Origin of the sequence: Sandaracinobacteroides hominis (genome assembly GCF_016464365.1) — a bacterium.
In the GTDB taxonomy this organism is placed as follows: Bacteria; Pseudomonadota; Alphaproteobacteria; order Sphingomonadales; family Sphingomonadaceae; genus Sandaracinobacteroides; species Sandaracinobacteroides hominis.
Genome location: NZ_JADCUC010000003.1, coordinates 69045 through 89917 on the forward strand (window position 1 = coordinate 69045; position 20873 = coordinate 89917).

The window sequence follows — 20873 nt, forward strand, 5'->3', positions numbered from 1 at the left end:
AGGACCGGCATGGCGAAAACCGCGTTCAATGAATCCGAAGCGCCTGAAAAGGCGGAAGGCGATGGCGCACCCGTCATCGACCTTAACGAAGCAACGCTGAAGCGCCTCATTGCAAAGGCGAAGAAGCGCGGCTGGATTACCTATGACGAGCTGAATGCGGCCTTGCCGCAGGATCAGATGTCGTCCGAGCAGATCGAGGACGTGATGTCGGCCCTGTCGGACATGGGCATCAACATCGTCGAGAACGAGGATTCGGCGGAAGAAGCCGAAGCCGAGGAAGAGGAGCAGGTCGAGGAAGTCGAGGTCGACGCCATCGGCCCCGCCCCCACCGCTGCGCCCAAGGAAAAGCTCGACCGCACCGACGATCCGGTGCGCATGTACCTGCGCGAAATGGGCGCCGTGGAGCTGCTTTCCCGTGAAGGCGAAATCGCCATCGCCAAGCGGATCGAGGCCGGCCGCGACACCATGATCGCAGGGCTCTGCGAAAGCCCGATGACGTTTGCCGCCATCATCGACTGGTCGCACGCGCTGAACGAAGGCCGCATGCAGCTTCGCGAGATCCTGGATCTCGAAGCCATGCTGGCCAAGCCCACCATCACCGAGGATGGCGAGGAAGCCGAGGAAGGCTCGGACCTTCCCGTCCAGTTCAAGGAAGAGGCCGAGCCCGAAGAGGCGCCTGCCGCACCTGACGAAGAAGACGAGATGACCGAGCGCCGCGCCCCGCGCCCGGCCGAGGAAGACGAAGACGAAGGCGGCATGAGCCTGGCCGCCATGGAAGAAACGCTGAAACCCCAGGCGCTTGAAACCTTCGCTGCCATCGAGGCGAGCTATGCGAAGTTCCACAAGCTGCAGCAGGGCCGGATGCAGTCGATCGCGCAGGGGGTCGAATTCCCCAAGCCCGACGAGAAGAAGTATCAGAAGCTCCGCATCGAGCTGACGCAGCAGATCACGGCGGTGCAGTTCACCAATGCCAAGATCGAGTTCCTGGTCGAGCATCTCTACAGCTTCAACCGCCGGCTGATGACGCTGGGCGGGCAGATGCTGAAGCTGGCCGACCGCCACAAGATCAACCGCAAGGACTTCCTGGACAGCTATCTGGGGCGCGAGCTGGATGACGGCTGGCTGGCGGCCAACGCCACGCGCGACAAGAAATGGATCGCGTTTGCGGCCGCCGAAGAGCGCGAGACGATCCGCATCCGCGAGGAACTGGGAGCCATCGCCCACGAAACCGGCGTCGATCTTTCCGAGTATCGCCGCATCGTGAACATGGTGCAGAAGGGCGAGCGCGAGGCCCGCATCGCCAAGAAGGAAATGGTGGAGGCAAACCTGCGCCTCGTCATCTCCATCGCCAAGAAATACACCAACCGCGGCCTGCAGTTCCTGGACCTTATCCAGGAGGGCAACATCGGCCTGATGAAGGCGGTGGACAAGTTCGAATACCGCCGCGGCTACAAATTCTCGACCTACGCGACCTGGTGGATCCGGCAGGCCATCACCCGCTCGATCGCGGATCAGGCGCGCACCATCCGTATTCCGGTGCACATGATCGAGACGATCAACAAGCTGGTCCGCGCAAGCCGCCAGTATCTGCACGAAACCGGCCGCGAAGCGACTCCGGAAGAGCTTGCCGAGCGCCTCTCCATGCCGCTCGACAAGGTGCGCAAGGTGCTGAAGATCGCGAAGGAGCCGATCTCGCTCGAAACGCCGATCGGCGACGAGGAAGACAGCCACCTGGGCGATTTCATCGAGGACAAGAACGCGATCATCCCCGTCGATGCCGCGATCCACGCAAACCTCAAGGAAACCGTCACCCGAGTCCTCGCCAGCCTCACCCCGCGGGAAGAGCGGGTGCTGCGGATGCGCTTCGGCATCGGCATGAACACCGATCACACGCTGGAGGAAGTCGGCCAGCAGTTCTCGGTCACCCGCGAACGCATCCGCCAGATCGAGGCGAAGGCGCTGCGCAAGCTGAAGCACCCGTCGCGCTCCCGGAAGATGCGCAGCTTCCTCGACAGCTGATCCGGTTCAGAAACCAGCAAGCGGGCGCCCAACAAAAGGGGCGCCCGTTTCGCATTTGCCGCACCCCTATCGCACAAGGACACCGATGCGCCCTGCCCTTTTCGCCGCCGCCCTGATGCTTTTTGCCCCGGTTGCTGCCCAGGCCGACGCCGTGCTCGACAGGATTCTTGCAGACTCAGCCCGAGCTCCGATTCCAGCCATCGAACGCACCTCCCGCGCCGAACTGCGCGCCGATCCTGAAAAGGAACCGGCCCTCGTCGTCGACCGTTTCACCCCAACCGGCGCCCGCAGCGGCAAATGGACTCTGGTGAACTTCAACGGCCACAAGCCGACACCTAAGGAAATCGATCGCCACGCCAAGGCGAATCCGCGCAATGTTGTCCCCGGCTTCCACCGGCTCAGCGTCGTGCTGCGGACGCCGCCCACCAAGCAGTCTCAGGCAAACGGCCGCACCGTCTATCATTGGGCGAGCCTGCCCGAAGGCGCGGTGGTGACGCCCGGCGGGGACATTTCGTCCAGGCTGTCGGCCGATCTCACGGTCGAGGACGTCGACGGCAAGCCCACGCCCGTGCGCGTGCGCATCTATTCCCCGGAGCCGTTCAAGATTCGCGGCATCGCCACGATGAATCGCTTCGAAGTGATCAGCAACTATCGCCCCGGCGCCACTTACCCGTTCCTTGCCAGCCAGACCTCCGATTCCGACGTCAGCGCACCGTTCGGATTTGGCGGCAGGCGCAAGAGCGAGATCAGCTTCCGCCCACTCTGATACCCAGCCACAGCGTCCGCGGCTGGCCCAGTTCCACCTGAGCGCCGGAGAAGCCGGATTCGACATCGGCGTCGAACAGGTTTTCCGCGGCCGCCTCCAGCCGCAGCCGCTTCGTCACCGGGACGGAGAGCTTCAGGTCCAGCGTTGTCGCCGGCGCCAATCGGCGGTCGTTCAGGTCATCCTCGAAGCGCGCGCCCAGAACCCTCAGCGTCGCCGATCCGTCCACCGCGCCGCCGGAACGACCCAAGGTCATGCTGCCGGAAAACTCCGGAGCCTGCGCTGGCCGCTTTCCATCCAGCCCGCCGCCACGCATTTCGGCATCCACCCAGGCAAAGCTGCCCTGCAACCGCCAGCTGCCGGCCGCCACCGATGCATCGCCCTCCAGCCCGCGGCTGCGGATCTCCTGCAGATTCTGGCGCTGCCGATAACGTCCGCCGGCCGCAACGAAGCCGACGCCCGGAAACACCCCCGGCCCCTGCGCCAGCGTTACATTGGCAATCGGATTCTTCAGCCGGTTGGCAAACAGCGTAAGCCCTGCGTCAAAAGCAGCAACCGGCTGCCAGCCGATGCTTGCCTCCACCCCGTCCAGCCGCTCCGGCTCCAGCGACGGGTTCGCAGCCGTGGCATCGGCCCCGGCCCGGAACGGCCGGTGCAGTTCGTTCAAGGTCGGCAGCCGCCAGCCATGATAGGCGGCGGCGCGCACCCGCACCGCCGCAAACGGTCTCCACAAGGCGCCCGCCCGCCCGCTCCACTCTGTGCCGGTCCGGGCATCCGACGACTCGTCCAGCACAGGCAGCCCGGTCGCCAGATCGATCTCTTGCAGCGTTCCCGTCCCCAGCCGCCAGCGGTCCACCCGAAAAGCCCCCGTCAACAACAGGGCGTCCGAAAGCCGCGCGGTGCCGTTGGCTGCAAGGCCGCCCACCTGCTGGCTTCCCCCGGCCCGTCGCTGCCGCGTCGGCAATCCGGCTGCATAGCGAAACAGCTCCAGCGTCTTCCCATCCGCGGCGCGCCATTCGGCTGCGATGTTCAGCGCCAGATTGTCGCCCAACGGCGGCTCGGCAGCCAGCCGCAGGCCCCAGCCACTTGCCGGCGTCTTCTGCTGGTCGAGCGAGGTGGTCGCCACGGACCGGCTTGCATCCAATGTGCGATTGACGGTCGAGAAATCCCTGAGCTGCAGGAACGCCAGCGCCTGGGTCCGCCAGCCGTCCTGCATCTCCAGGCGCAGGTTCGCATCGCCGCCGCTGGAGCGGATGTCCGCGCCTTCCACTCCGCGCAGCCGGCGATCGTCAAACCCTGATAGCGACGCCGACAGCCGCATGCCGCCCACCTCGCCCCCGGCCCGCGCGCCCGCAGACCATTGTCGATAGGCAGCCGGCACGTCCGCCGGCCCCGGATGGGCCACCAACATGTGCCCGTCGCCCCGCGAATAGCCGCCAAACAGGCCGAATCCGCCGCCGGGCAGGGCCAGGGAAGCCGAAGTGTCAAGGCCGGCCCGGCTTCCGCCGCGAAGGCTGGCTTCCGTATCGGGCACGGCGGAGGTCAGCTCCAGCGTTCCCGCCAGCGCCCCCGATCCGCCCAGTCCGCCGCCACGCACCAGCTCGGCTGATGCAAGCTTGCGCCCCACCAGCTGGCCCCAGGAAACGAAGCCAAAAAACGGATCCGCCAGTGGTGCCCCATCCAGCGTCACCTGCAATCGGCTGGCCGCATTGCCGGAAAGCCCGCGAGCGGTAATCCCGTCGGCAGTCGGGTTCGACGTCCGTGTCGAACTGGCGCGAAACAACTGCACGCCGCCAATCCCGCGCAGCGCGTCCTCCACCCGTCCTGAAGCCGGCTCCAGAGCCACCTCGTCCAGGTGAATCCGCCCGAATGCCTCGGCTCCTGCCGCCGGGGTGATGGCACGGCCTTGCACCAGGATCGTTTCGGCAACGGGCGTGGCAGTCTGCGGCAAATCGAACATCGTCCCCGACTAGCGCTCCGGGGGTCAGGGCGAAACTGACGGATTTATTGCGAATCGTTCGCACAAATAGGCTGGCATAACGGTTCGCGCCATGCCAAACGCCCGGCATGCCTCAGTTCAACGACCTGTCCAGCCCACTCAGCCTGCTGCTCACCCGCCGTTCGGGCAAGGCGCGCGACCTGGTCGCGCCCGGCCCCGGCGATGCGGAGCTGGCAACCATCCTGCAGGCCGCGGCCCGCGTGCCCGATCACGGCAAGCTTGCGCCCTGGCGTTTTGTCGTCATCCGTGATCGCACCGCCTTCGCCGACCTGCTCGAGCGCCTCTATCGCGCCGAAAAGCCGTTCGCCGGACGGCTGGAGATCGAATCGCTGCAGCAGTTCGCCCGGCAATCGCCCGTCTGCGTCGCGCTCTTCTCGCTGCCGCGCGAAAGCCACATTCCGTTGTGGGAACAGCTGCTGTCGGCCGGGGCCGTTGCCCAGAATCTGCTGCTCGCCACCCATGCCCTGGGCTACGCCGGCAACTGGCTGAGCGGCGCCCCGGCGACGATGCCCGGCATCGCCGATGCGCTCGGCGTGCCGGGGGGCACCATCGCCGGCTATTTCTTCCTGGGCACCGCCGCGAAGCCTCTGGAAGAACGACCCCGCCCGAATATGCCGGACATTGTCCGCAACTGGCCGTGATGCTCAGCGCATCCGGATCACCGCAACGGTCCGGCTGCTTCCCCTCGGCACCAACCGGAAGCTCCCCATCGAGCCGCGTTTGATCGAAACGGCGGTGCCCGCCTTGATAAGCGCCTGCCCGAAGCCATCGGCCTGGCGCCACATCTGGCCGTTATCCAGCACGAAGATCGCCTTGTTGGCGGAATCGCGCAGGATCTCGGCCACCGTCGCATCAACCTGCTCGATGCGTTCCTCAGCCGAAGCACGCTTGCCGAATGCATCCGTCTTTGCTGCCTCCGCAGCCTTGGCGTTTGCCTCTGCGGCCGCAGCAGCAGTCGCGGCAGCGGCGGCGGCTGCAGCCGCCGCTTCCTTCTCCCGCTTCTCGGACATCTTCCGGGCGTCGGCCGACAATGCGTTCAGCGCATCGTCATAGCATTTCAGCCGCTCGGCATCGGCAACCCTGGTCGAACAGGCGAGCAGCGATTGCGGCACCTGGGCCATCGCCGGCCCCGCCCATGCCAAACCGAAAAACAACCCCGCCCGAAGCATTTGCATTTTCACCATCTGTCCTTCCACTCTCCTACCAAGCATAATGCAGCGGGTAACAGCCACAAGAGTCGCGACGCATGCCATTCTCGCTTTCCGAAGATCTCGCCCACGCCGAACTGCTGGAAGCGCTCTCTCCCGCCATGCGCGAAGCAGGCACCCTCATAGAGCGATTGAAGGCCGGGGGCGCAACCGACCGCCGGCGCGACAAGCAGGATAAGTCCCCCGTCACCGAAGCCGATGAAGCAGCCGAGCTGCTGCTCGAAGCCGCCATCCGCAAGATCGACCCGCATGCCGTCATCATCGGCGAAGAGGCCTCCGCCGCCGGCATCCAGCCCGCCCCCGGCAGCCGCTTCTGGCTGATCGATCCGCTGGACGGCACGCGGGATTTCATCAACGGCGGTCCCGACTATTCGGTCAACATCGGCCTGGTCGAGGAAGGCATCCCAACCCTCGGGCTCGTCCTGCATCCGCCCACCGGAACGCTCTGGACAGGCGCCGCGCACCTGGGCGCCTGGAAGACCGACGCCGACGGCAAGCGTCAGGCGATCCATGTCCGTCCGCTGGCGTCGCCGCCGATTGTCGTCACCAGCCGCTCCCACCTCGACGAGAAAACCAAAGCGTGGGTTGCGGCGCTATCCGGTGCAGACACCCGCCCCTCCGGCTCCAGCCTGAAATTCTGCCTGCTCGCCGAAGGTCTGGCCGACGTCTATCCCCGCTATGGCCCCACCTGCGAGTGGGACACCGCCGCCGCCGACGCCATCCTGCGCGCCGCAGGCGGCATCACGTTGGGCACCAACGGCGCGCCACTCGGCTACGGCAAGCCCACCTACCTGAACTCCAGTTTCCTGGGCCTGGGCGAGCCGGCGGCCGCCGCCCGCCTGCCGGCCTTCAGCGGCTAGAGAAGCTCTTCCGGTATCGCATAGAGCAGCTCTGCGCCGCGCGTGATCGGCCCCAGCAGCGCCGCCGCAGCCGGCAATAGTTGCTCTGCAAAGAAGCGTGCGGTGGCGATCTTCGCCTTCAGGAAGGCCGGGTCGCCCTCGCCGGCCTCCAGCCGACGGGCTGCCTCCACTGCCTGCCGCGCCAGCAGCGTCGCCCCGATGGTCAGCCCGAACATGCGCAGATACGGCGTCGCGGCCGCGGCCGTATCGGCCAGCTTGTCGCCTTCGTTGCCCGACATCCACACCGAAGCCGTCTGCAAGGCCTCCACGGCGTCCTCCAGCCACGGCGTCAGCTGCCCCAGCTCCCCTGTCTTCGGCAGACCGGCAATAAACTGCCGTTCGCGCTGCAGCAGCGCCCGCCAATGGCGGCCGCCCTCCATGCCCAGCTTCCGCCCCACCAGATCCAGCGCCTGGATGCCGTTGGTGCCTTCATAGATCGGCGCGATCCGGCTATCGCGATAATGCTGCGCCGCCCCGGTTTCCTCGATGAAGCCCATCCCGCCGAACACCTGCAGCGCGATCGAGCTCACCTCGACTCCGATGTCGGTCGAAAACGCCTTGGTCACCGGCGTCAGCAGATCGGCCAGCGCCTGTGCCTCGCCCTTGCGCGCTGCATCCGTCTCCGCATGCGCACGATCCACTGCCGAGGCATTCAGATAGGCAATCGCCCGCGCCGCCTCGGTATAGGCGCGGCAGGTCATCAGCATCCGCCGCACATCGGCATGTTCGATAATCCGTACCGGCGCGCGCCCGCCGCCGAACCTTGCCGACTGCACCCGCTCGCGGGCAAAGGCGACTGCATGCTGCGTCGCCCGCTCGGCAATGGCGATGCCCTGCAGCCCGACATTGATGCGGGCATGGTTCATCATCGTGAACATCGCCCGCATTCCGGCATTCTCGGCGCCGACCAGCCAGCCGACACACGCGCCCGAATCGCCGAACGCCATCGTGCAGGTCGGGCTGGCGTGGATGCCCAGCTTGTGCTCGGTCGAAACCACCCGCACGTCGTTGCGCGCCCCCAGCGAGCCATCGGCGTTCACCAGGAATTTGGGCACGAGAAACAGCGAGATACCCTTGGTGCCGGGGGGCGAATCCGGCGTCCGCGCCAGTACCAGATGGACGATATTCTCTGCCAGATCATGCTCACCCCAGGTGATGAAGATCTTCTGGCCCTTCACCCGCCACGTTCCGTCGGCCGCCGGCGTCGCGCTCGAGCGCAGCGCGCCCACATCCGAACCGGCCTGCGGCTCGGTCAGGTTCATCGTCCCCGTCCAGCGCCCTTCCACCAGCGGCCGCAGATAGGTTTCCTGCAACTGGGGGCTTGCGTGTGCCTGCAGCGCCTCGATGGCGCCCAGCGTCAGCATCGGGCACAGCGAAAACGCCATGTTGGCGCTGGTGATCTGCTCCTGCACCGCGCTTGCCAGCACGAACGGCAGCCCCTGCCCGCCATGCGCCGGGTCCGCCCCCAGCCCGATCCAGCCGCCCTCGGCATAGGCATCGAACGCGGCCTTGAAACCCTCCGGCATGGTCACCACGCCGTCCACGGCGCGAGCGCCCATCTTGTCGCCCACGACATTCAGCGGTGCAAACACCCCCGACGCCAGCTTCCCCGCCTCGTTCAGGATGGCGTCCACCAGATCCGGAGACACCGCATCAAAACCCGGAAGCCCGGCCAGTTCGTCGATGCGCGCAACTACATCCAGCACAAAGCGCTGCTCGGAAATCGGCGGGGTATAGGACATTCTGGGGCACCTGTTTTTGTGAACGGCTGCCGCTATAGCGACCGGCATGACCGCTGGCGAGACAACGCGCATCCGACTTGCAGACATGGCTGCCATCGCCGAAGCGGCCGCCCTGCTCGATGCCGGGGAACTGGTCGCCATCCCGACGGAAACTGTCTATGGCCTCGCCGCCGATGCCACGAATGGCGCGGCGGTTGCGCGCATCTATGCCGCCAAGGGCCGCCCCAGCTTCAACCCGCTGATCGTGCATCTGCCAAATGGCGAGGCGGCCCGTGGCCATGCGCGGATGGAACCGCTGGCCCAGGCGCTCGCTGCCCGTTTCTGGCCCGGCCCGCTCACCCTCGTCCTGCCGCGTCTGGAAAGCTCGCCCGTTGCGGCGTTGGTTACCGCCGGCCTCCCCACCGTCGCGCTGCGCGTTCCCGCGCACCGGGCGATGCAGGCCGTGCTTGCAGCGCTTGGCCGCCCGCTCGCTGCCCCGTCCGCCAATCGATCCGGCCGCCTTTCCCCGACGCATGCCGCCCACGTCCGGGAATCCCTGGCAGGCCGCGTCCCGCTGATTCTCGACGCAGGCCCCACGTCTGCCGGCCTTGAAAGCAGCATCGTCTCGGTAGTCGACGGCAAGGCCCGTCTTCTCCGCCAGGGCGCCATCTCCCGCGAGCAGCTCGAAGAGGTGACCGGCCCGCTCGAAATAGCCGAAGACGCAGATCCTGTCGCCGCGCCGGGCATGCTTCTCAACCACTATGCCCCTGCCCTGCCGCTCCGCCTCAATGCCGCCAGCGCAGACGCCCGGGAATTTCTCATCGGCTTCGGCGCCGTCGCCGGCGATGCCAATCTCTCGCCCTCTGGCGACCTCGTGGAAGCCGCTGCCAACCTGTTCGATTTCCTCCACCGCGCCCAGTCCAGCGGACGCACCGCCATCGCCGTCGCGCCAATCCCCACGCATGGCCTGGGGGCTGCAATCAACGACCGCCTGAAGCGGGCAGCAGCACCTCTCTAAAGCAGTTCGGTGCGCGCCATCCACCAGCCAGCCGGTGCATGGACATCGGGCGCCGCCCCGTCAAACAGCGCCAGGCAGGTCGCGCCTGAGCCCGACATCCGCGCCATTTCCACGCCCGGAAGCGCGCGAAGCCAGCCCAGCACCTCGGCGATCACCGGCTGCAGCGCCACAGCAGACGCTTCCAGATCGTTCCGCCCGCCGCGCCAGTCCCGGCCCAGCGCGCCGCGATCGACACCATCCCAGCCCCGAAACACCGGACCGGTCGGAACAGCCACGCGCGGATTGACCAGCAAGATGCCCTTGCCGGAAAGCTGCGGTCCGTTGTCCAGCTCCTCCCCGACGCCCTGCCCCCAGGCAGTCCGGGAGCGCACGCAAGCCGGCACGTCCGCACCCAGTCCGGCGCCTATGGTTTCGAGCGCCGCATCCGCCAGCGGCGACCCGGCGAGGCGGTTCAGCAGACGCAGGGCGGCTCCGGCATCCGCGCTTCCACCGCCCAGACCGGCTGCCACGGGGATGCGCTTTTCAAGGCGCAGCGCATAGCAATCGCGGCTTCCGCTCGCGGCAGCGAACGCCCGCGCCGCCCGCAGCACCAGATTGTCCTCCAGCGGCCCGGAAGCCTCTGCCATCGGCCCTGCGACCTCCAGCCGCCAGACATCTGCCGGCCGTGCCAGCAGGCGGTCCCCAAAACGGGTGAAGGCGAAAAGCGTCTCCAGCTCGTGAAAACCGTCTGCCCGCCGATGGCGCACATGCAGCGCCAGATTTACCTTTGCCGGCGCGTCCTCCACGCCGGCCACGTCAAGACTCATCGGCTGCAACTCACCTGCTGGCCAGCGCGATATCGAGCCCGAAATCCAGCTTCTTCGCCAGCAGTGCCTGCAACTCCGGCTCCGGCGACAGCGCCGCCGCGGAATTCCAGGCATGCCGCGCCTCGATCCTGCGGCCCGCCTTCCACAGTGCGTCTCCCAGATGATCGGCGACAGTCGGGTCGGCCGGCTCGGCGGCCCGCGCCCGCTCCAGCAACTGCACAGCCTCGGCATAGTTGCCGCGCACATATTCTGCCCAACCCATCGAGTCGATGATCGCCCCGTTGTCGGGCGCCGCCTTGTAGGCCCGCGCGATCAGATCCCGCGCCTCGTCGATCTTCATCCGCCGGTCCAGCAACGAATAGCCCAGATAATTGAGAATCACCGGGTTGTCCGGCTGCAGCTCCGCCGCCTTGCGCAGATCGGCCTCGGCATCAGCCCAATTGCCGGCCACCTCGTTTACCGAGCCGCGAAGGAACAGCAGTTGCGCATGCGCCGGTCCCGCCGGCTCCGGCAACAGCTGCAGCGCCTTCCCATACAGGGCAATGGATTGCGGATAATTCTTCGCCCGCCGCTCGACATCCGCCAGCCGCGCCCAGTCCTCGGAGCTGGCGTCAGGCCGCGCCGTCAGGCGCTGCAGGATAGCCCGCGCTTCATCGGTGCGATCCTCGCTTGCCAGGATCGAGGCGCGGCGCGCGTTTGCAATCAGTTGCGTGGGCGCATCGGTCGGCGCCTTGTCCAGCGTCTGCAGTGCCAGATCCGGCTTGTCACTGCGAACCAGCGCATCTGCAGTCACGAACCAGGCATCCTGCAGCCCCGGCTCCACGAACGTCGCCAGACGGGCAAAGCTCAGCGCCGGCCCGGTCGCGCGTTCCCGGCCAAGGTCCGCCGCCAGCCGCAGGAACAGCAGCCCCAGCCCTTCGCTTGCGCGCTGCGGCATAGCCCCCAGCTTACGGCCCTGCATTTTCGGATCCGCCGCCAGCCGGGCGCGCGCTTCCATCAGATATGGGTCACGTGCCGGGCCGCCGCCCAGGATCAGAATGGCCTTCGACCTGTATTGCGGATTGCTCGAAGCCGCCTCAAGGGCGGCCGCTGCGGCGGCAATGCGCAGCCGCGTAACATTGGCCCCCTCGGCTGCGACAATGGCACCATAGGCATCCGCCGCCTCCGGCCAGCGCTTCGCAAGCGCCAGCAGATGCGCCCTGTGCTCGGACATGTAGGAGCCGGAAATGCCCTTGGCGTCGTCCGCCTCCACGATGGCGAGGCCGCCGGCCACGTCGCCCCGGGCGGCCAGCCCATAGGCTTCCAGAAGGGTCGCCAGCACTTTACCCGATTCACCGCCACGACCGGGGGCTGCAAATGCGATCCGCGCGGCGTCATACGCCTTCCAGTCTCGCGCTGCCGTTGCGCCCGCCAGCCGGGTCAGGGCGACCATCGAATCCTCCAGCCCTTCGCCCGGCGCCGATTCCGACTGCAGCGCGATCTGGTTGGCCAGCTTCACCGCCGCAGGCATGTCACCGCCCAGAATGGCGACATCCAGCGCCCGCCGCCGCAGCTGATCGTCCGCACCAGCCTTCAGCACCAAATCGAAACGCTGCGCGGCGGTCCCCAGATCGTCCTCGGCAAGCGCAAGCCGGCCCTGCACATAGGCCTCCGCCGCCTCGTCGGGCGTGGGCGGCTTGGCGGCGGCAACAGGCCCCGCTGCCAGAAGGATGGCGGCAAGACCTGACAGCAGGCACGAACGAACGGACATCATCGGCAGAGCTTATAGGCGCGCATCTGAACCTTCGCCAACAGCAGGCCTGTCGCACGCATCAGGCGTCGATTGCATCCACTTCCATGCTCGCCGCATGCGCCTGGATGAAGTTGAAGCGATGCTCGGGCACGCGCCCCATCAGCCGGTCGACCAGATCGCGCACCTGATGCCGATCCTGATGCGTTTCCGGCAGGGTGACGCGGATCAGTGTCCGCCGCGACGGGTCCATCGTCGTCTCGCGCAGCTGCGTCGGCGCCATCTCGCCCAGACCCTTGAAGCGCCCGGTCTCCACCTTGCGCCCCTTGAACTTCGTCGCCAGCAAATGCTCGCGCTCCAGATCGTCCCGCGCATAGACACTTTCGGCCCCGGCGGTCAGTCGATACAGCGGCGGCTGCGCCAGATAGAGCCGCCCGGCCTGCACCAGCCCCGGCATTTCCTGGAAGAAGAAGGTCATCAGCAGGGTCGCGATATGGGCGCCGTCGACATCGGCGTCGGTCATGATGATCACCCGGTCATAGCGCAGGCTTTCGTCGCGATACTTGTCGCGTGTGCCGCAGCCCAGCGCCTGCGCCAGATCGGCGACTTCCTGGTTGGCCCCGATCTTTGCTGCCGCCGCGCTGGCCACGTTCAGGATCTTGCCGCGGATCGGCAGGATCGCCTGCGTCTTGCGGTCGCGCGCCTGCTTGGCGGAACCGCCCGCCGAATCGCCTTCCACGATGAACAGTTCGGTGCCGTCCCGCCCGTTGGCGGAACAGTCCGTCAGCTTGCCGGGCAGTCGCAGTTTGCGCGCGTTGGTCGCGGTCTTGCGCTTTTCCTCGCGCTCGGCTCGCCGCGCCAGCCGTTCGTCCATGCGGTCGATGGCAAAGGCAAGAAGCGCCCGCCCACGTTCCTGGTCGTCGGCCAGCCAGTGATCGAAATGGTCCTTCACCGCCGTCTCGACCAGCCGCTGCGCCTCCACCGAGGCGAGGCGATCCTTCGTCTGCGACTGGAACTGCGGCTGCGGGATGAACAGCGACAGCATGATGCGCGTGCCCACGAGCGCGTCATCCGCCGTCAGATCAGCCGCCTTCTTCACGCCCACCAGCTGTGCGAAGGCCTTCAGCCCCTTGATTATGGCCACCCGGAAACCCGCTTCGTGCGTTCCGCCCTGCGGTGTCGGAATGGTGTTGCAATACCAGCTGTGCGATGCCTCGCCGGCGACGGTCCAGTGCATCGCCCACTCCACGCGACCGGCATTTCCAGCGAATTCGTGCGAATCGGCAAACGGCGCATTGGTGACGGTCGCCTCGCCCACCACATCCTCGGCCAGATGGTCGGCAAGACCTCCGGGGAAGATGAAGGTCTGCGTTTCCGGAACCTTCTCTGTCACCAGTTCCGGGTCGCAGCTCCAGCGAATTTCCACGCCGCCAAACAGATAGGCCTTGGATCGCGCCAGACGATACAGCCGTTCCGCACTGAAGCGGACACCAGCCCCAAAGATCTGCGGATCCGGGCGGAAACGAACCGTCGTGCCCCGTCGATTCGCCACCGAGCCGACATTCTCGATCGGCCCCAGCGCCGCGCCGCGGGAGTAGCGCTGCCGCCACAGCACCTTGTTGCGGGCAACTTCCACCGTCAGCTCTTCGGACAGCGCGTTCACCACCGAAACCCCAACGCCGTGCAGGCCTCCGGACGTGGAATAGGCGCCGCTTGTGAACTTGCCGCCCGAATGCAGCATGGTCATGATCACTTCGAGCGCCGATTTGTCCGGAAACCTCGGATGCCGATCCACCGGCATGCCGCGCCCGTTGTCGGAAATGGAAAGCGTGCCGTCGGCGGAAAGCTCCACTTCGATCCGGCTGGCATGGCCGGCCACCGCCTCGTCCATGGCATTGTCCAGGATCTCGGCTGCCAGGTGGTGCAGCGCGGCAATATCGGTGCCGCCGATATACATGCCGGGCCGCCTGCGGACGGGCTCGAGCCCCTCCAGAACCTCGATGGAATGGGCATCATAACCTTGCGGCTCGGCCGTGCCGCCAGAAAACAGATCCGTCATGCCGCATCCTTAGCGGCAGCCTCGTGCTATGGGAACAGGCTTGGGGAACAGGCAGGGAACGCCCATCTCCGGATTGTTGCAGCAAAGCCACAGCGGCCAAATCCTGCTGCAACAGGCCGGGAAATAGTGTTTTTCATACTTGTGCGCTGCACAATCAATCTTCATTTTAAACGCGAAGAAGGCGTAAAGCCTCCCGCCATAGTGCCTCCAGCGAGCGCATCATCAATGCAGGGCCGCGTACAGTGCGGGGTCACTGAATCGCTGTGCAGGTTTCTTAAGGAGCGGAAAATGAATTCATTCTTCAACATCGGTGGCCGCGGCCTGTTCTCGGGCGCGCTTCTCCTGTCGGCGCTCGCGATGCCCGTCGCTGCCAGTGCGCAGGACGAAGAGGCAAAGCCGATCAGCTTCACCGGTTCGGCCGCCTTCGTCAGCGACTATCGGTTCCGCGGCGTCAGCTATTCGGATCTCGATCCCGCCGTTCAGGCCGGCATCACGCTGAATACCAAGCCCGGCTTCTTCGTCTCCATGTGGGGCTCGTCGATCGCCGACTATGCCGGCTCCACGACGGAGATCGACATCTATGGCGGCTGGACCGGCGCGCTCGCCGGCATCACCACCACCGTCGGCGTCTATGGCTATTTCTATCCGGGCAGCTCGGACACCACGGTTGTCGAACTCTATGCCTCGGGCTCCATGCCGCTCGGCCCGGTCACCGCGACGGCCGGCATCAACTGGGCGCCGGACCAGAAGAACCTCAGCCGCTCCAGCCGCTATTTCTACGGCGGCCTGTCGGCAGCCATCCCCAGCACGCCGATCACGCTGAAGGGCACGCTCGGCAACGAGCGCGGCGCGCTCGTCGTCGACGAATCCGGCCGCTCCACCAGCAAGTGGGACTGGCTGATCGGCGCCGACATCACCTTCTCGCCGATCACGGTCGGTATCGCCTATGTCGGCAACGACCTGTCGCGCTCGACGATCGACCATGGCGAAGGCGACAGCTTCCGCGCCAACCGTCTTGCGAAGGATGGTATTGTGCTCAGCCTGACCGCGGCGTTCTGAAGCCAAAGGCGGCCGGGATTAGCGCGCAGCGCTAACTCCCGGACTCGCCGCAGGCTGCGGCCCGCATGCAAAAAGGGGCGGCCCCAACAGGCCGCCCCTTTTTGTCGTGTCCGACGACTCGGCTTCGCCGAGCCTTCTTCTACTTCTCTTGAAACCAGCCCGGACTCGCTGGCTTAGCCAGCGGCCGGGTCGTCCCGCAAATGCCTTACTTGGCCGCAGCCTTTTTCTTCGGAGCAGCCTTCTTCGCAGGCGCTTCCTCAACCGCAGCTTCCGCCACAGCCTCAGCCGCCTTCTTCTTCGCAGGCGCCTTCTTCGTCGGAGCAGCCGCAGCTTCCTCCGCGACCGGAGCCGCTTCCTCGGCCTGCACTGCCTTCTTGGCAGCAGCCTTCTTCGCCGGCTTCGCACCATGGTCGTGCCCATGGTCATCGTCGCAATCCGGGCCATGCACATGGCCGGGCGCGCCGGCGCCCAGAGGCGTCTCGTCCTCGCTCTCGATGGCGGCTTCCAGTTCGGCGCGAGTCACGGCGCGATCGGTGATCTTCGCCTTGCCCAGCAGGAAGTCGACAACCTTCTCTTCGAACAGCGGGGCGCGCAACTGGGCGGCGGCCATCGCGTTCTCGGCGAAATATTTCTGCACTTCGCGCTCCTGGCCGCGGAAGCGCGAAGCCTCCTGCGCCACCAGCCGGTTCATTTCCTGCTGGCTCACCTGCACGCCGTTCTTCTGGCCGATGTCAGACAGGAGCAGCCCCAGGCGCACGCGGCGCTCGGCGATGCGGCCATAGTCGCCACGCTCCGCTTCCATCGAAGCCTTGTCTTCGTCAGATGCTTCGGCGGCCACCTGCTGCCAGATCTGCTGGAACTCGGCATCCACCATCGAAGGCGGAACTTCAAAGCTGTGCGCGGCGGCCAGATGGTCGAGCAGCTTCCGCTTCAGATAGGTGCGGGTGAGCCCGTTCAACTCGGCTTCGACCTGATCCTTCAGGATGGTCTTCAGCTGATCCAGCGACTCCAGGCCCAGGTTGGTGGCCAGCGTGTCATCGATCACCACTGTCTTCGGTTGGCGAACGGCCGTCACCTTGACGGCGAATTCGGCAGCTTTGCCAGCGAGGTTTTCGGCGGGATAGTCGTCCGGGAAGGTCACCTTCACGGTCTTTTCGTCGCCGGTCTTCACGCCGACGAGGCCGTCTTCAAAGCCGGGGATCAGCCGGCCCGAGCCCAGCTCGATTTCCATGCCTTCGCCGGTGCCGCCGTCGAAGGCGACCCCATCGACCGATCCGGCATAGTCCATCACCACCAGGTCGCCGGTCTTCGCCTTGTGCTTGGCGGGGGCGTCCTCAAAGCTCTTCTGCTGCTCGGCCAGCCGCTCCACTGCGGCATCGATGTCGGCGTCCGTTGCTTCGACCGTCAGCCGCTCCAGCGAAATGCCGTCGACGTCGGAGTCCGGAACGTCGGGAAGCACTTCCAGGCTCACCGAAACCTTCAGGTCTTCGCCTTCGTTGGCGCCGCCATCCAGATCCAGCGTCGGCTGCATCGCCGGCCGGATCGCCTTTTCAGTCATCAGCCCGTTCACGGCATCGTTCACGGCCTGCTGGATCGCTTCGCGGCGCAGCGCTTCGCCGTGCATCTTGCGAATGAGGTTGCTCGGCACCTTGCCGGGGCGGAAGCCGGGCATGCGGACCTGCGGCGCCACTTCGGCGATCGCGCTATCCACCTTGGCGGCAATGGCCGAAGCCGTGATGGTCAGCTCATACCCGCGCTTCAGGCCTTCGTTCAGCGTCTCGGTGACAGTCATCAGAAACTCGATCCTCTTGAGATTTCGTCTTGCGACGGAAAACTTGGGGCCTGTCGGCCAGTCCGGATGGTGCGGGTGAAGGGACTCGAACCCCCACGTCTTTCGACACTGGTACCTAAAACCAGCGCGTCTACCAGTTCCGCCACACCCGCTCACCCCCGGTCCTGAAGACACGCCAATTGGCGGCGCTCACGGCCTGAAATGAAGCGCGGGCTTATACCAGCGCTGTCCGGCCGCGCAAGCGCCGCGCGGCAAAGGGCATCAGAATCGGTTGCAAAGGTGAAAAAAGGGCAGTATTATTGCCCTAATTTCCGGGAGAGCCGCATGACCATCGTTACCGCCCCGCCGCCAGCGCGCGCCGTCTCGCTTGACGACCGCTATGCGCTGGATGCCGAGCGAATCTTCCTCTCGGGCACGCAGGCGCTCGTCCGCCTCGCGCTTGTCCAGCAGGCGCGCGATGCGGTCGCCGGGCTCAACACCGCCGGCTTCGTCTCCGGCTATCGCGGCTCGCCGCTGGGCGGCTTCGACCAGGAGCTTTGGCGGGCGAAGAAGCGCCTCGCCGAAGCCCACATCCAGTTCGTCCCCGGCGTCAACGAAGAGCTTGGCGCCACCGCCGTCTGGGGCTCGCAGATGGTCGCCCTCAACCGCCAGCCGACATATGATGGCGTGTTCGGCCTCTGGTATGGGAAAGGCCCCGGCCTCGACCGCGCGATGGATGTCCTGAAGCACGCCAACGCCGCCGGCACGTCGAAGCATGGCGGCGTCCTTGCCATCGTTGGCGACGACCATGGCGCCAAATCCTCGACGCTTCCGCACCAGTCCGATCACAATTTCTCCGCCGCCTTCGTGCCGTTCCTGGCGCCTGCCTCGGTGCACGAATTCGTCGAATACGGCCTGCTCGGCCTTGCCATGAGCCGCTTCGCCGGCACCTGGGTCGGCTTCAAGGCGACAGCAGACACGGTCGAGACCAGCGCCACCGTCGACACCGCCAGCGAGCGCCGTTCGATCATCCTCCCCCCCTTCGATTTCCCCGAAGGCGGCGTCCACATCCGCCCGAACGACATCTGGCGCGACGAGGACACCCGTCTGCAGCGCTACAAGGGCTTCGCCGCGCAAGCCTTCGCCAAGGCCAACGGCATCGACAAGCTGGTCTGGGACACGCCGCGCCCGCGCATCGGCATCCTGACCACCGGCAAGGCCTTCGCCGACACGATGGAGGCCCTCGACGAGCTCGGCATCGACGCCAAGGTCGCCGACGACATCGGTCTCCGCCTCTACAAGGTCGGCATGCCCTGGCCGCTGGAGCCGGATGGCGTCCGCGCCTTTGCCGAGGGCCTCGAGGAAGTGCTGGTCATCGAGGAAAAGCGCGAGTTCATCGAGCATCAGCTGAAGTGGCAGCTTTACAACTGGAAGCCCGGCGTCCGCCCGAAGGTCGTCGGCAAGCAGGACGAGCATGGCGAATGGCTGCTCTCGCCCGACAACGAACTGACGCCGGGCATGATCGCCAAGGTGATCGCCCAGCGCGTCGGCCACTTCCACAAGACCGACCGCATCGCCAACGCCCTTGCCTTCTTCGAGAAGCGCGAGGCGCTGATCGCCAAGTTCACGCCCCCCACCAAGCGCACCCCCTATTTCTGCTCGGGCTGCCCGCACAACACCTCCACCAAGGTGCCCGAAGGCAGCCGCGCGCTGGCCGGCATCGGCTGCCACATCATGGCGCTGTGGATGGATCGCGCCGAAACCTTCACCCAGATGGGCGGCGAAGGCGTCACCTGGGTGGGCGAAGCACCGTTCGTGCAGGAAAACCATGTCTTCGCCAATCTCGGCGACGGCACCTATTTCCACTCCGGGATTCTGGCCGTCCGCCAGTCGATCGCCAGCGGCGCCAACATCACCTACAAGATCCTCTTCAACGACGCCGTCGCCATGACCGGCGGCCAGAAGCACGACGGCGAGCTGACAGTGCCGCAGATCGCCCGCCAGCTGCAGGCCGAAGGTGCCAAGCGCGTCTGGGTGCTGACCGAGGAACTGGAACGCTACCCCAGCGGCATCCTACCCGCCGGAGCCGAGCTGCACGACCGTTCCATGCTCGACAGCATCTCGAAAACCGCCTCCGAAACCCCCGGCTGCACCATCATCATCTACGACCAGACCTGCGCCGCCGAAAAGCGCCGTCGGCGCAAGCGCGGGCTGATGGCCGATCCGGATCGCCGCGTCGTCATCAACCCTGCCGTCTGCGAAGGCTGCGGCGATTGCTCGGTGCAGTCCAACTGCGTCTCCGTCGAGCCGCTGGAAACCGAATTCGGCCGCAAGCGCCGCATCAACCAGTCCAGCTGCAACAAGGATTTCAGCTGCGTGAAGGGCTTCTGCCCCAGCTTCGTCTCCGTCACCGGCGGCAAGCTGCACAAGCCGCAGCAAAAGGCGCTCGACCTTTCCGGCATCCCCGAACCCGTCGTTCCGGCGCTGTCTGAAACCGCCAACATCCTCGTCACCGGCATCGGCGGCACGGGCGTCCTCACCGTCTCGGCACTGCTCGGCATGGCCGGCCACCTCGCCGGTGTCGCCTCCACCACCGCGGACATGGCCGGCCTCGCACAAAAGGGCGGCGCAGTCTGGAGCCACGTCCGCCTCGCCCCCACCAACGAGGATCTGCTCGGGCCCCGCATCATGACCGGCACCGCCGATCTGGTGATCGCCTGCGACGCTGTGGTTGCCGCAGACAAGGCCGCACAGAACCTGATGTCGCCGCAGCGCACGCATGTCGTCGCCAACGCCAACATCGCACCCACCGCCGACTTCGTCCGCAACCGCGACTATGATTTCAAGACCGCACAGGTGAAGAAGGCGGTCGAACAGGCAAGCCGCGCGCATGACTTTGTGAGCGCCGAGCGCATCGCCACCCAGCTGATGGGCGACGCCATCGCCGCCAACATCCTGCTGATGGGCTATGCCTGGCAAAAGGGCCTGATCCCGCTCTCGCTCGCCAGCCTGGAGGGCGCTATCGAGCTGAACGGCGTCGCGGTTCCCTTCAACAAGCAGGCCTTCGCACTGGGCCGCCTGCTCGCGCACGATCCCGCGCGCGTCGAAGCCCTCGTCACGCCCGCCCCGGTCGTGGCGCAAACGCTGGACGAGCGCATCGCCAGGCGCGCCGCAGACCTCACCGCCTGGGGCAATGCCGCCTATGCCGCGCGCTACACCGCCCTCGTCGCCCGCGTTCGCGCCGCCGAAACCGCCGCCCGCCCCGGCAGCGAGGCCTTGACGGAAGCAGTCGCCCGCGCCGCCCACAAGCTGATGGCCTACAAGGACGAATATGAGGTCGGCCGGCTGATGACCGATGGCCGTTTCACCACCCAGCTGGGTGAGACGTTCGACGCCATGCAGAAGCGCACCTACCACCTCTCACCGCCGATCTTCGCCAGGACCGATCCGGCAACCGGCCGCCCGAAGAAGTATGACATGCCCGGCTGGCTGGTAGAGCCGATCTTCAAGCTGCTCGCAGCCTCCAAGGGTCTGCGCGGCACCGCCTTCGATCCCTTCGGCCGCAGCGAGGAGCGGCGCGGCGAGCGGGAGGCGATTCCGGCCTATGAAGCGGAGGTCGAAAAACTGATCGCCGGCCTCACCACCGAAAATCTTGCGCTCGCCACCGAAATCGCCCGCCTGCCGCTGGACGCACGCGGCTATGGCCCGGTGAAGGCGGCGGCGGAAAGGTCGGTCGCGCTGCGCCGCGCCACATTGTGGGCCAAATGGCCAGGAGAAGCTGCCCGCGCCGCTGCCTGACATCGTCACAAATCAGAGCTAAGG

14 protein-coding genes and 1 tRNA gene are annotated in these 20873 nt (G+C 66.3%); 7 read left to right on the forward strand and 8 right to left on the reverse strand.

Translation table 11 applies throughout. The annotated features are described in order from the left end of the window. The first annotated feature begins 9 nt into the window (after positions 1 to 9). Both rpoD and IM784_RS07650 read left to right on the forward strand, forming a co-directional pair. On the forward strand, positions 10 to 2019 hold the full coding sequence (gene rpoD, locus IM784_RS07645; RefSeq protein ID WP_199554730.1) for an RNA polymerase sigma factor RpoD: 2010 nt from the start codon (positions 10 to 12) through the stop codon (positions 2017 to 2019). Positions 2020 to 2104: 85 nt separating this feature from the next. Further along, positions 2105 to 2785: a hypothetical protein gene (locus IM784_RS07650; RefSeq protein WP_199554731.1), complete on the forward strand. Its 681-nt coding sequence runs from the start codon at positions 2105 to 2107 to the stop codon at positions 2783 to 2785. On the opposite strand, the gene IM784_RS07655 is transcribed toward IM784_RS07650, so the two are convergent. Continuing rightward, on the reverse strand, positions 2766 to 4742 hold the full coding sequence (locus IM784_RS07655) for a TonB-dependent receptor (RefSeq protein ID WP_199554732.1): 1977 nt from the start codon (positions 4740 to 4742) through the stop codon (positions 2766 to 2768). The two genes, IM784_RS07650 and IM784_RS07655, sit on opposite strands and share 20 nt — an antisense overlap. 107 nt (positions 4743 to 4849) lie before the next feature. On the opposite strand from IM784_RS07655, the gene IM784_RS07660 reads away from it, so the two are divergent. Then, positions 4850 to 5422 (forward strand): nitroreductase family protein, encoded by a 573-nt coding sequence (locus tag IM784_RS07660; protein WP_199554733.1) that lies wholly within the window; start codon positions 4850 to 4852, stop codon positions 5420 to 5422. A gap of 3 nt (positions 5423 to 5425) precedes the next feature. Here the strand turns inward: IM784_RS07660 and IM784_RS07665 are convergent, their stop codons facing one another. Next, positions 5426 to 5965: a hypothetical protein gene (locus tag IM784_RS07665; protein ID WP_199554734.1), complete on the reverse strand. Its 540-nt coding sequence runs from the start codon at positions 5963 to 5965 to the stop codon at positions 5426 to 5428. A gap of 62 nt (positions 5966 to 6027) precedes the next feature. Between IM784_RS07665 and IM784_RS07670 the strand changes: the two genes are divergently transcribed. Continuing rightward, positions 6028 to 6849: a 3'(2'),5'-bisphosphate nucleotidase CysQ family protein gene (locus tag IM784_RS07670; RefSeq protein WP_199554735.1), complete on the forward strand. Its 822-nt coding sequence runs from the start codon at positions 6028 to 6030 to the stop codon at positions 6847 to 6849. On the opposite strand, the gene IM784_RS07675 is transcribed toward IM784_RS07670, so the two are convergent. Then, on the reverse strand, positions 6846 to 8630 hold the full coding sequence (locus IM784_RS07675) for an acyl-CoA dehydrogenase (RefSeq protein WP_199554736.1): 1785 nt from the start codon (positions 8628 to 8630) through the stop codon (positions 6846 to 6848). The genes IM784_RS07670 and IM784_RS07675 overlap by 4 nt on opposite strands. A 46-nt stretch (positions 8631 to 8676) precedes the next feature. Here IM784_RS07675 and IM784_RS07680 point away from each other — a divergent pair, with 46 nt between their 5' ends. After that, on the forward strand, positions 8677 to 9627 hold the full coding sequence (locus tag IM784_RS07680; RefSeq protein WP_199554737.1) for an L-threonylcarbamoyladenylate synthase: 951 nt from the start codon (positions 8677 to 8679) through the stop codon (positions 9625 to 9627). Here the strand turns inward: IM784_RS07680 and IM784_RS07685 are convergent. The 3 genes from IM784_RS07685 to parE are packed head-to-tail and all read right to left on the reverse strand — an operon-like array spanning position 9624 to position 14221. Further along, positions 9624 to 10433 (reverse strand): 4-(cytidine 5'-diphospho)-2-C-methyl-D-erythritol kinase, encoded by an 810-nt coding sequence (locus tag IM784_RS07685; protein WP_199554738.1) that lies wholly within the window; start codon positions 10431 to 10433, stop codon positions 9624 to 9626. The genes IM784_RS07680 and IM784_RS07685 overlap by 4 nt on opposite strands. Before the next feature lie 10 nt (positions 10434 to 10443). Continuing rightward, on the reverse strand, positions 10444 to 12186 hold the full coding sequence (locus IM784_RS07690) for a tetratricopeptide repeat protein (protein ID WP_199554739.1): 1743 nt from the start codon (positions 12184 to 12186) through the stop codon (positions 10444 to 10446). Between the two features lie 58 nt (positions 12187 to 12244). Then, entirely contained in the window at positions 12245 to 14221 is a 1977-nt protein-coding gene (parE, locus tag IM784_RS07695; protein WP_199554740.1) for a DNA topoisomerase IV subunit B, read from the reverse strand. A 288-nt stretch (positions 14222 to 14509) separates the two neighbouring features. Here parE and IM784_RS07700 point away from each other — a divergent pair, with 288 nt between their 5' ends. Further along, positions 14510 to 15280, forward strand: a complete 771-nt coding sequence (locus IM784_RS07700; protein ID WP_199554741.1) for a TorF family putative porin — start codon at positions 14510 to 14512, stop codon at positions 15278 to 15280. Between the two features lie 205 nt (positions 15281 to 15485). Here IM784_RS07700 and tig read toward each other — a convergent pair whose 3' ends face one another. Beyond that, entirely contained in the window at positions 15486 to 17072 is a 1587-nt protein-coding gene (gene tig, locus IM784_RS07705; RefSeq protein WP_199554742.1) for a trigger factor, read from the reverse strand. A 67-nt stretch (positions 17073 to 17139) separates the two neighbouring features. Beyond that, positions 17140 to 17224 (reverse strand) — tRNA-Leu (locus tag IM784_RS07710). 172 nt (positions 17225 to 17396) lie between these two features. On the opposite strand from IM784_RS07710, the gene IM784_RS07715 reads away from it, so the two are divergent. After that, positions 17397 to 20849, forward strand: coding sequence for an indolepyruvate ferredoxin oxidoreductase family protein (locus IM784_RS07715; RefSeq protein ID WP_199554743.1), 3453 nt, complete (start codon positions 17397 to 17399; stop codon positions 20847 to 20849). The last annotated feature ends 24 nt before the right edge of the window (positions 20850 to 20873 follow it).

Coding starts and splice junctions, on each gene's coding strand:
- parE (WP_199554740.1), bottom strand. CDS start 14,221: ATGACGGATCTGTTTTCTGGCGGCACGGCCGAGCCGCAAGGTTATGAT.
- IM784_RS07675 (WP_199554736.1), bottom strand. CDS start 8,630: ATGTCCTATACCCCGCCGATTTCCGAGCAGCGCTTTGTGCTGGATGTA.
- IM784_RS07660 (WP_199554733.1), top strand. CDS start 4,850: ATGCCTCAGTTCAACGACCTGTCCAGCCCACTCAGCCTGCTGCTCACC.
- rpoD (WP_199554730.1), top strand. CDS start 10: ATGGCGAAAACCGCGTTCAATGAATCCGAAGCGCCTGAAAAGGCGGAA.
- IM784_RS07690 (WP_199554739.1), bottom strand. CDS start 12,186: ATGATGTCCGTTCGTTCGTGCCTGCTGTCAGGTCTTGCCGCCATCCTT.
- IM784_RS07685 (WP_199554738.1), bottom strand. CDS start 10,433: ATGAGTCTTGACGTGGCCGGCGTGGAGGACGCGCCGGCAAAGGTAAAT.
- IM784_RS07680 (WP_199554737.1), top strand. CDS start 8,677: ATGACCGCTGGCGAGACAACGCGCATCCGACTTGCAGACATGGCTGCC.
- IM784_RS07650 (WP_199554731.1), top strand. CDS start 2,105: ATGCGCCCTGCCCTTTTCGCCGCCGCCCTGATGCTTTTTGCCCCGGTT.
- IM784_RS07700 (WP_199554741.1), top strand. CDS start 14,510: ATGAATTCATTCTTCAACATCGGTGGCCGCGGCCTGTTCTCGGGCGCG.
- tig (WP_199554742.1), bottom strand. CDS start 17,072: ATGACTGTCACCGAGACGCTGAACGAAGGCCTGAAGCGCGGGTATGAG.
- IM784_RS07655 (WP_199554732.1), bottom strand. CDS start 4,742: ATGTTCGATTTGCCGCAGACTGCCACGCCCGTTGCCGAAACGATCCTG.
- IM784_RS07665 (WP_199554734.1), bottom strand. CDS start 5,965: ATGGTGAAAATGCAAATGCTTCGGGCGGGGTTGTTTTTCGGTTTGGCA.
- IM784_RS07670 (WP_199554735.1), top strand. CDS start 6,028: ATGCCATTCTCGCTTTCCGAAGATCTCGCCCACGCCGAACTGCTGGAA.
- IM784_RS07715 (WP_199554743.1), top strand. CDS start 17,397: ATGACCATCGTTACCGCCCCGCCGCCAGCGCGCGCCGTCTCGCTTGAC.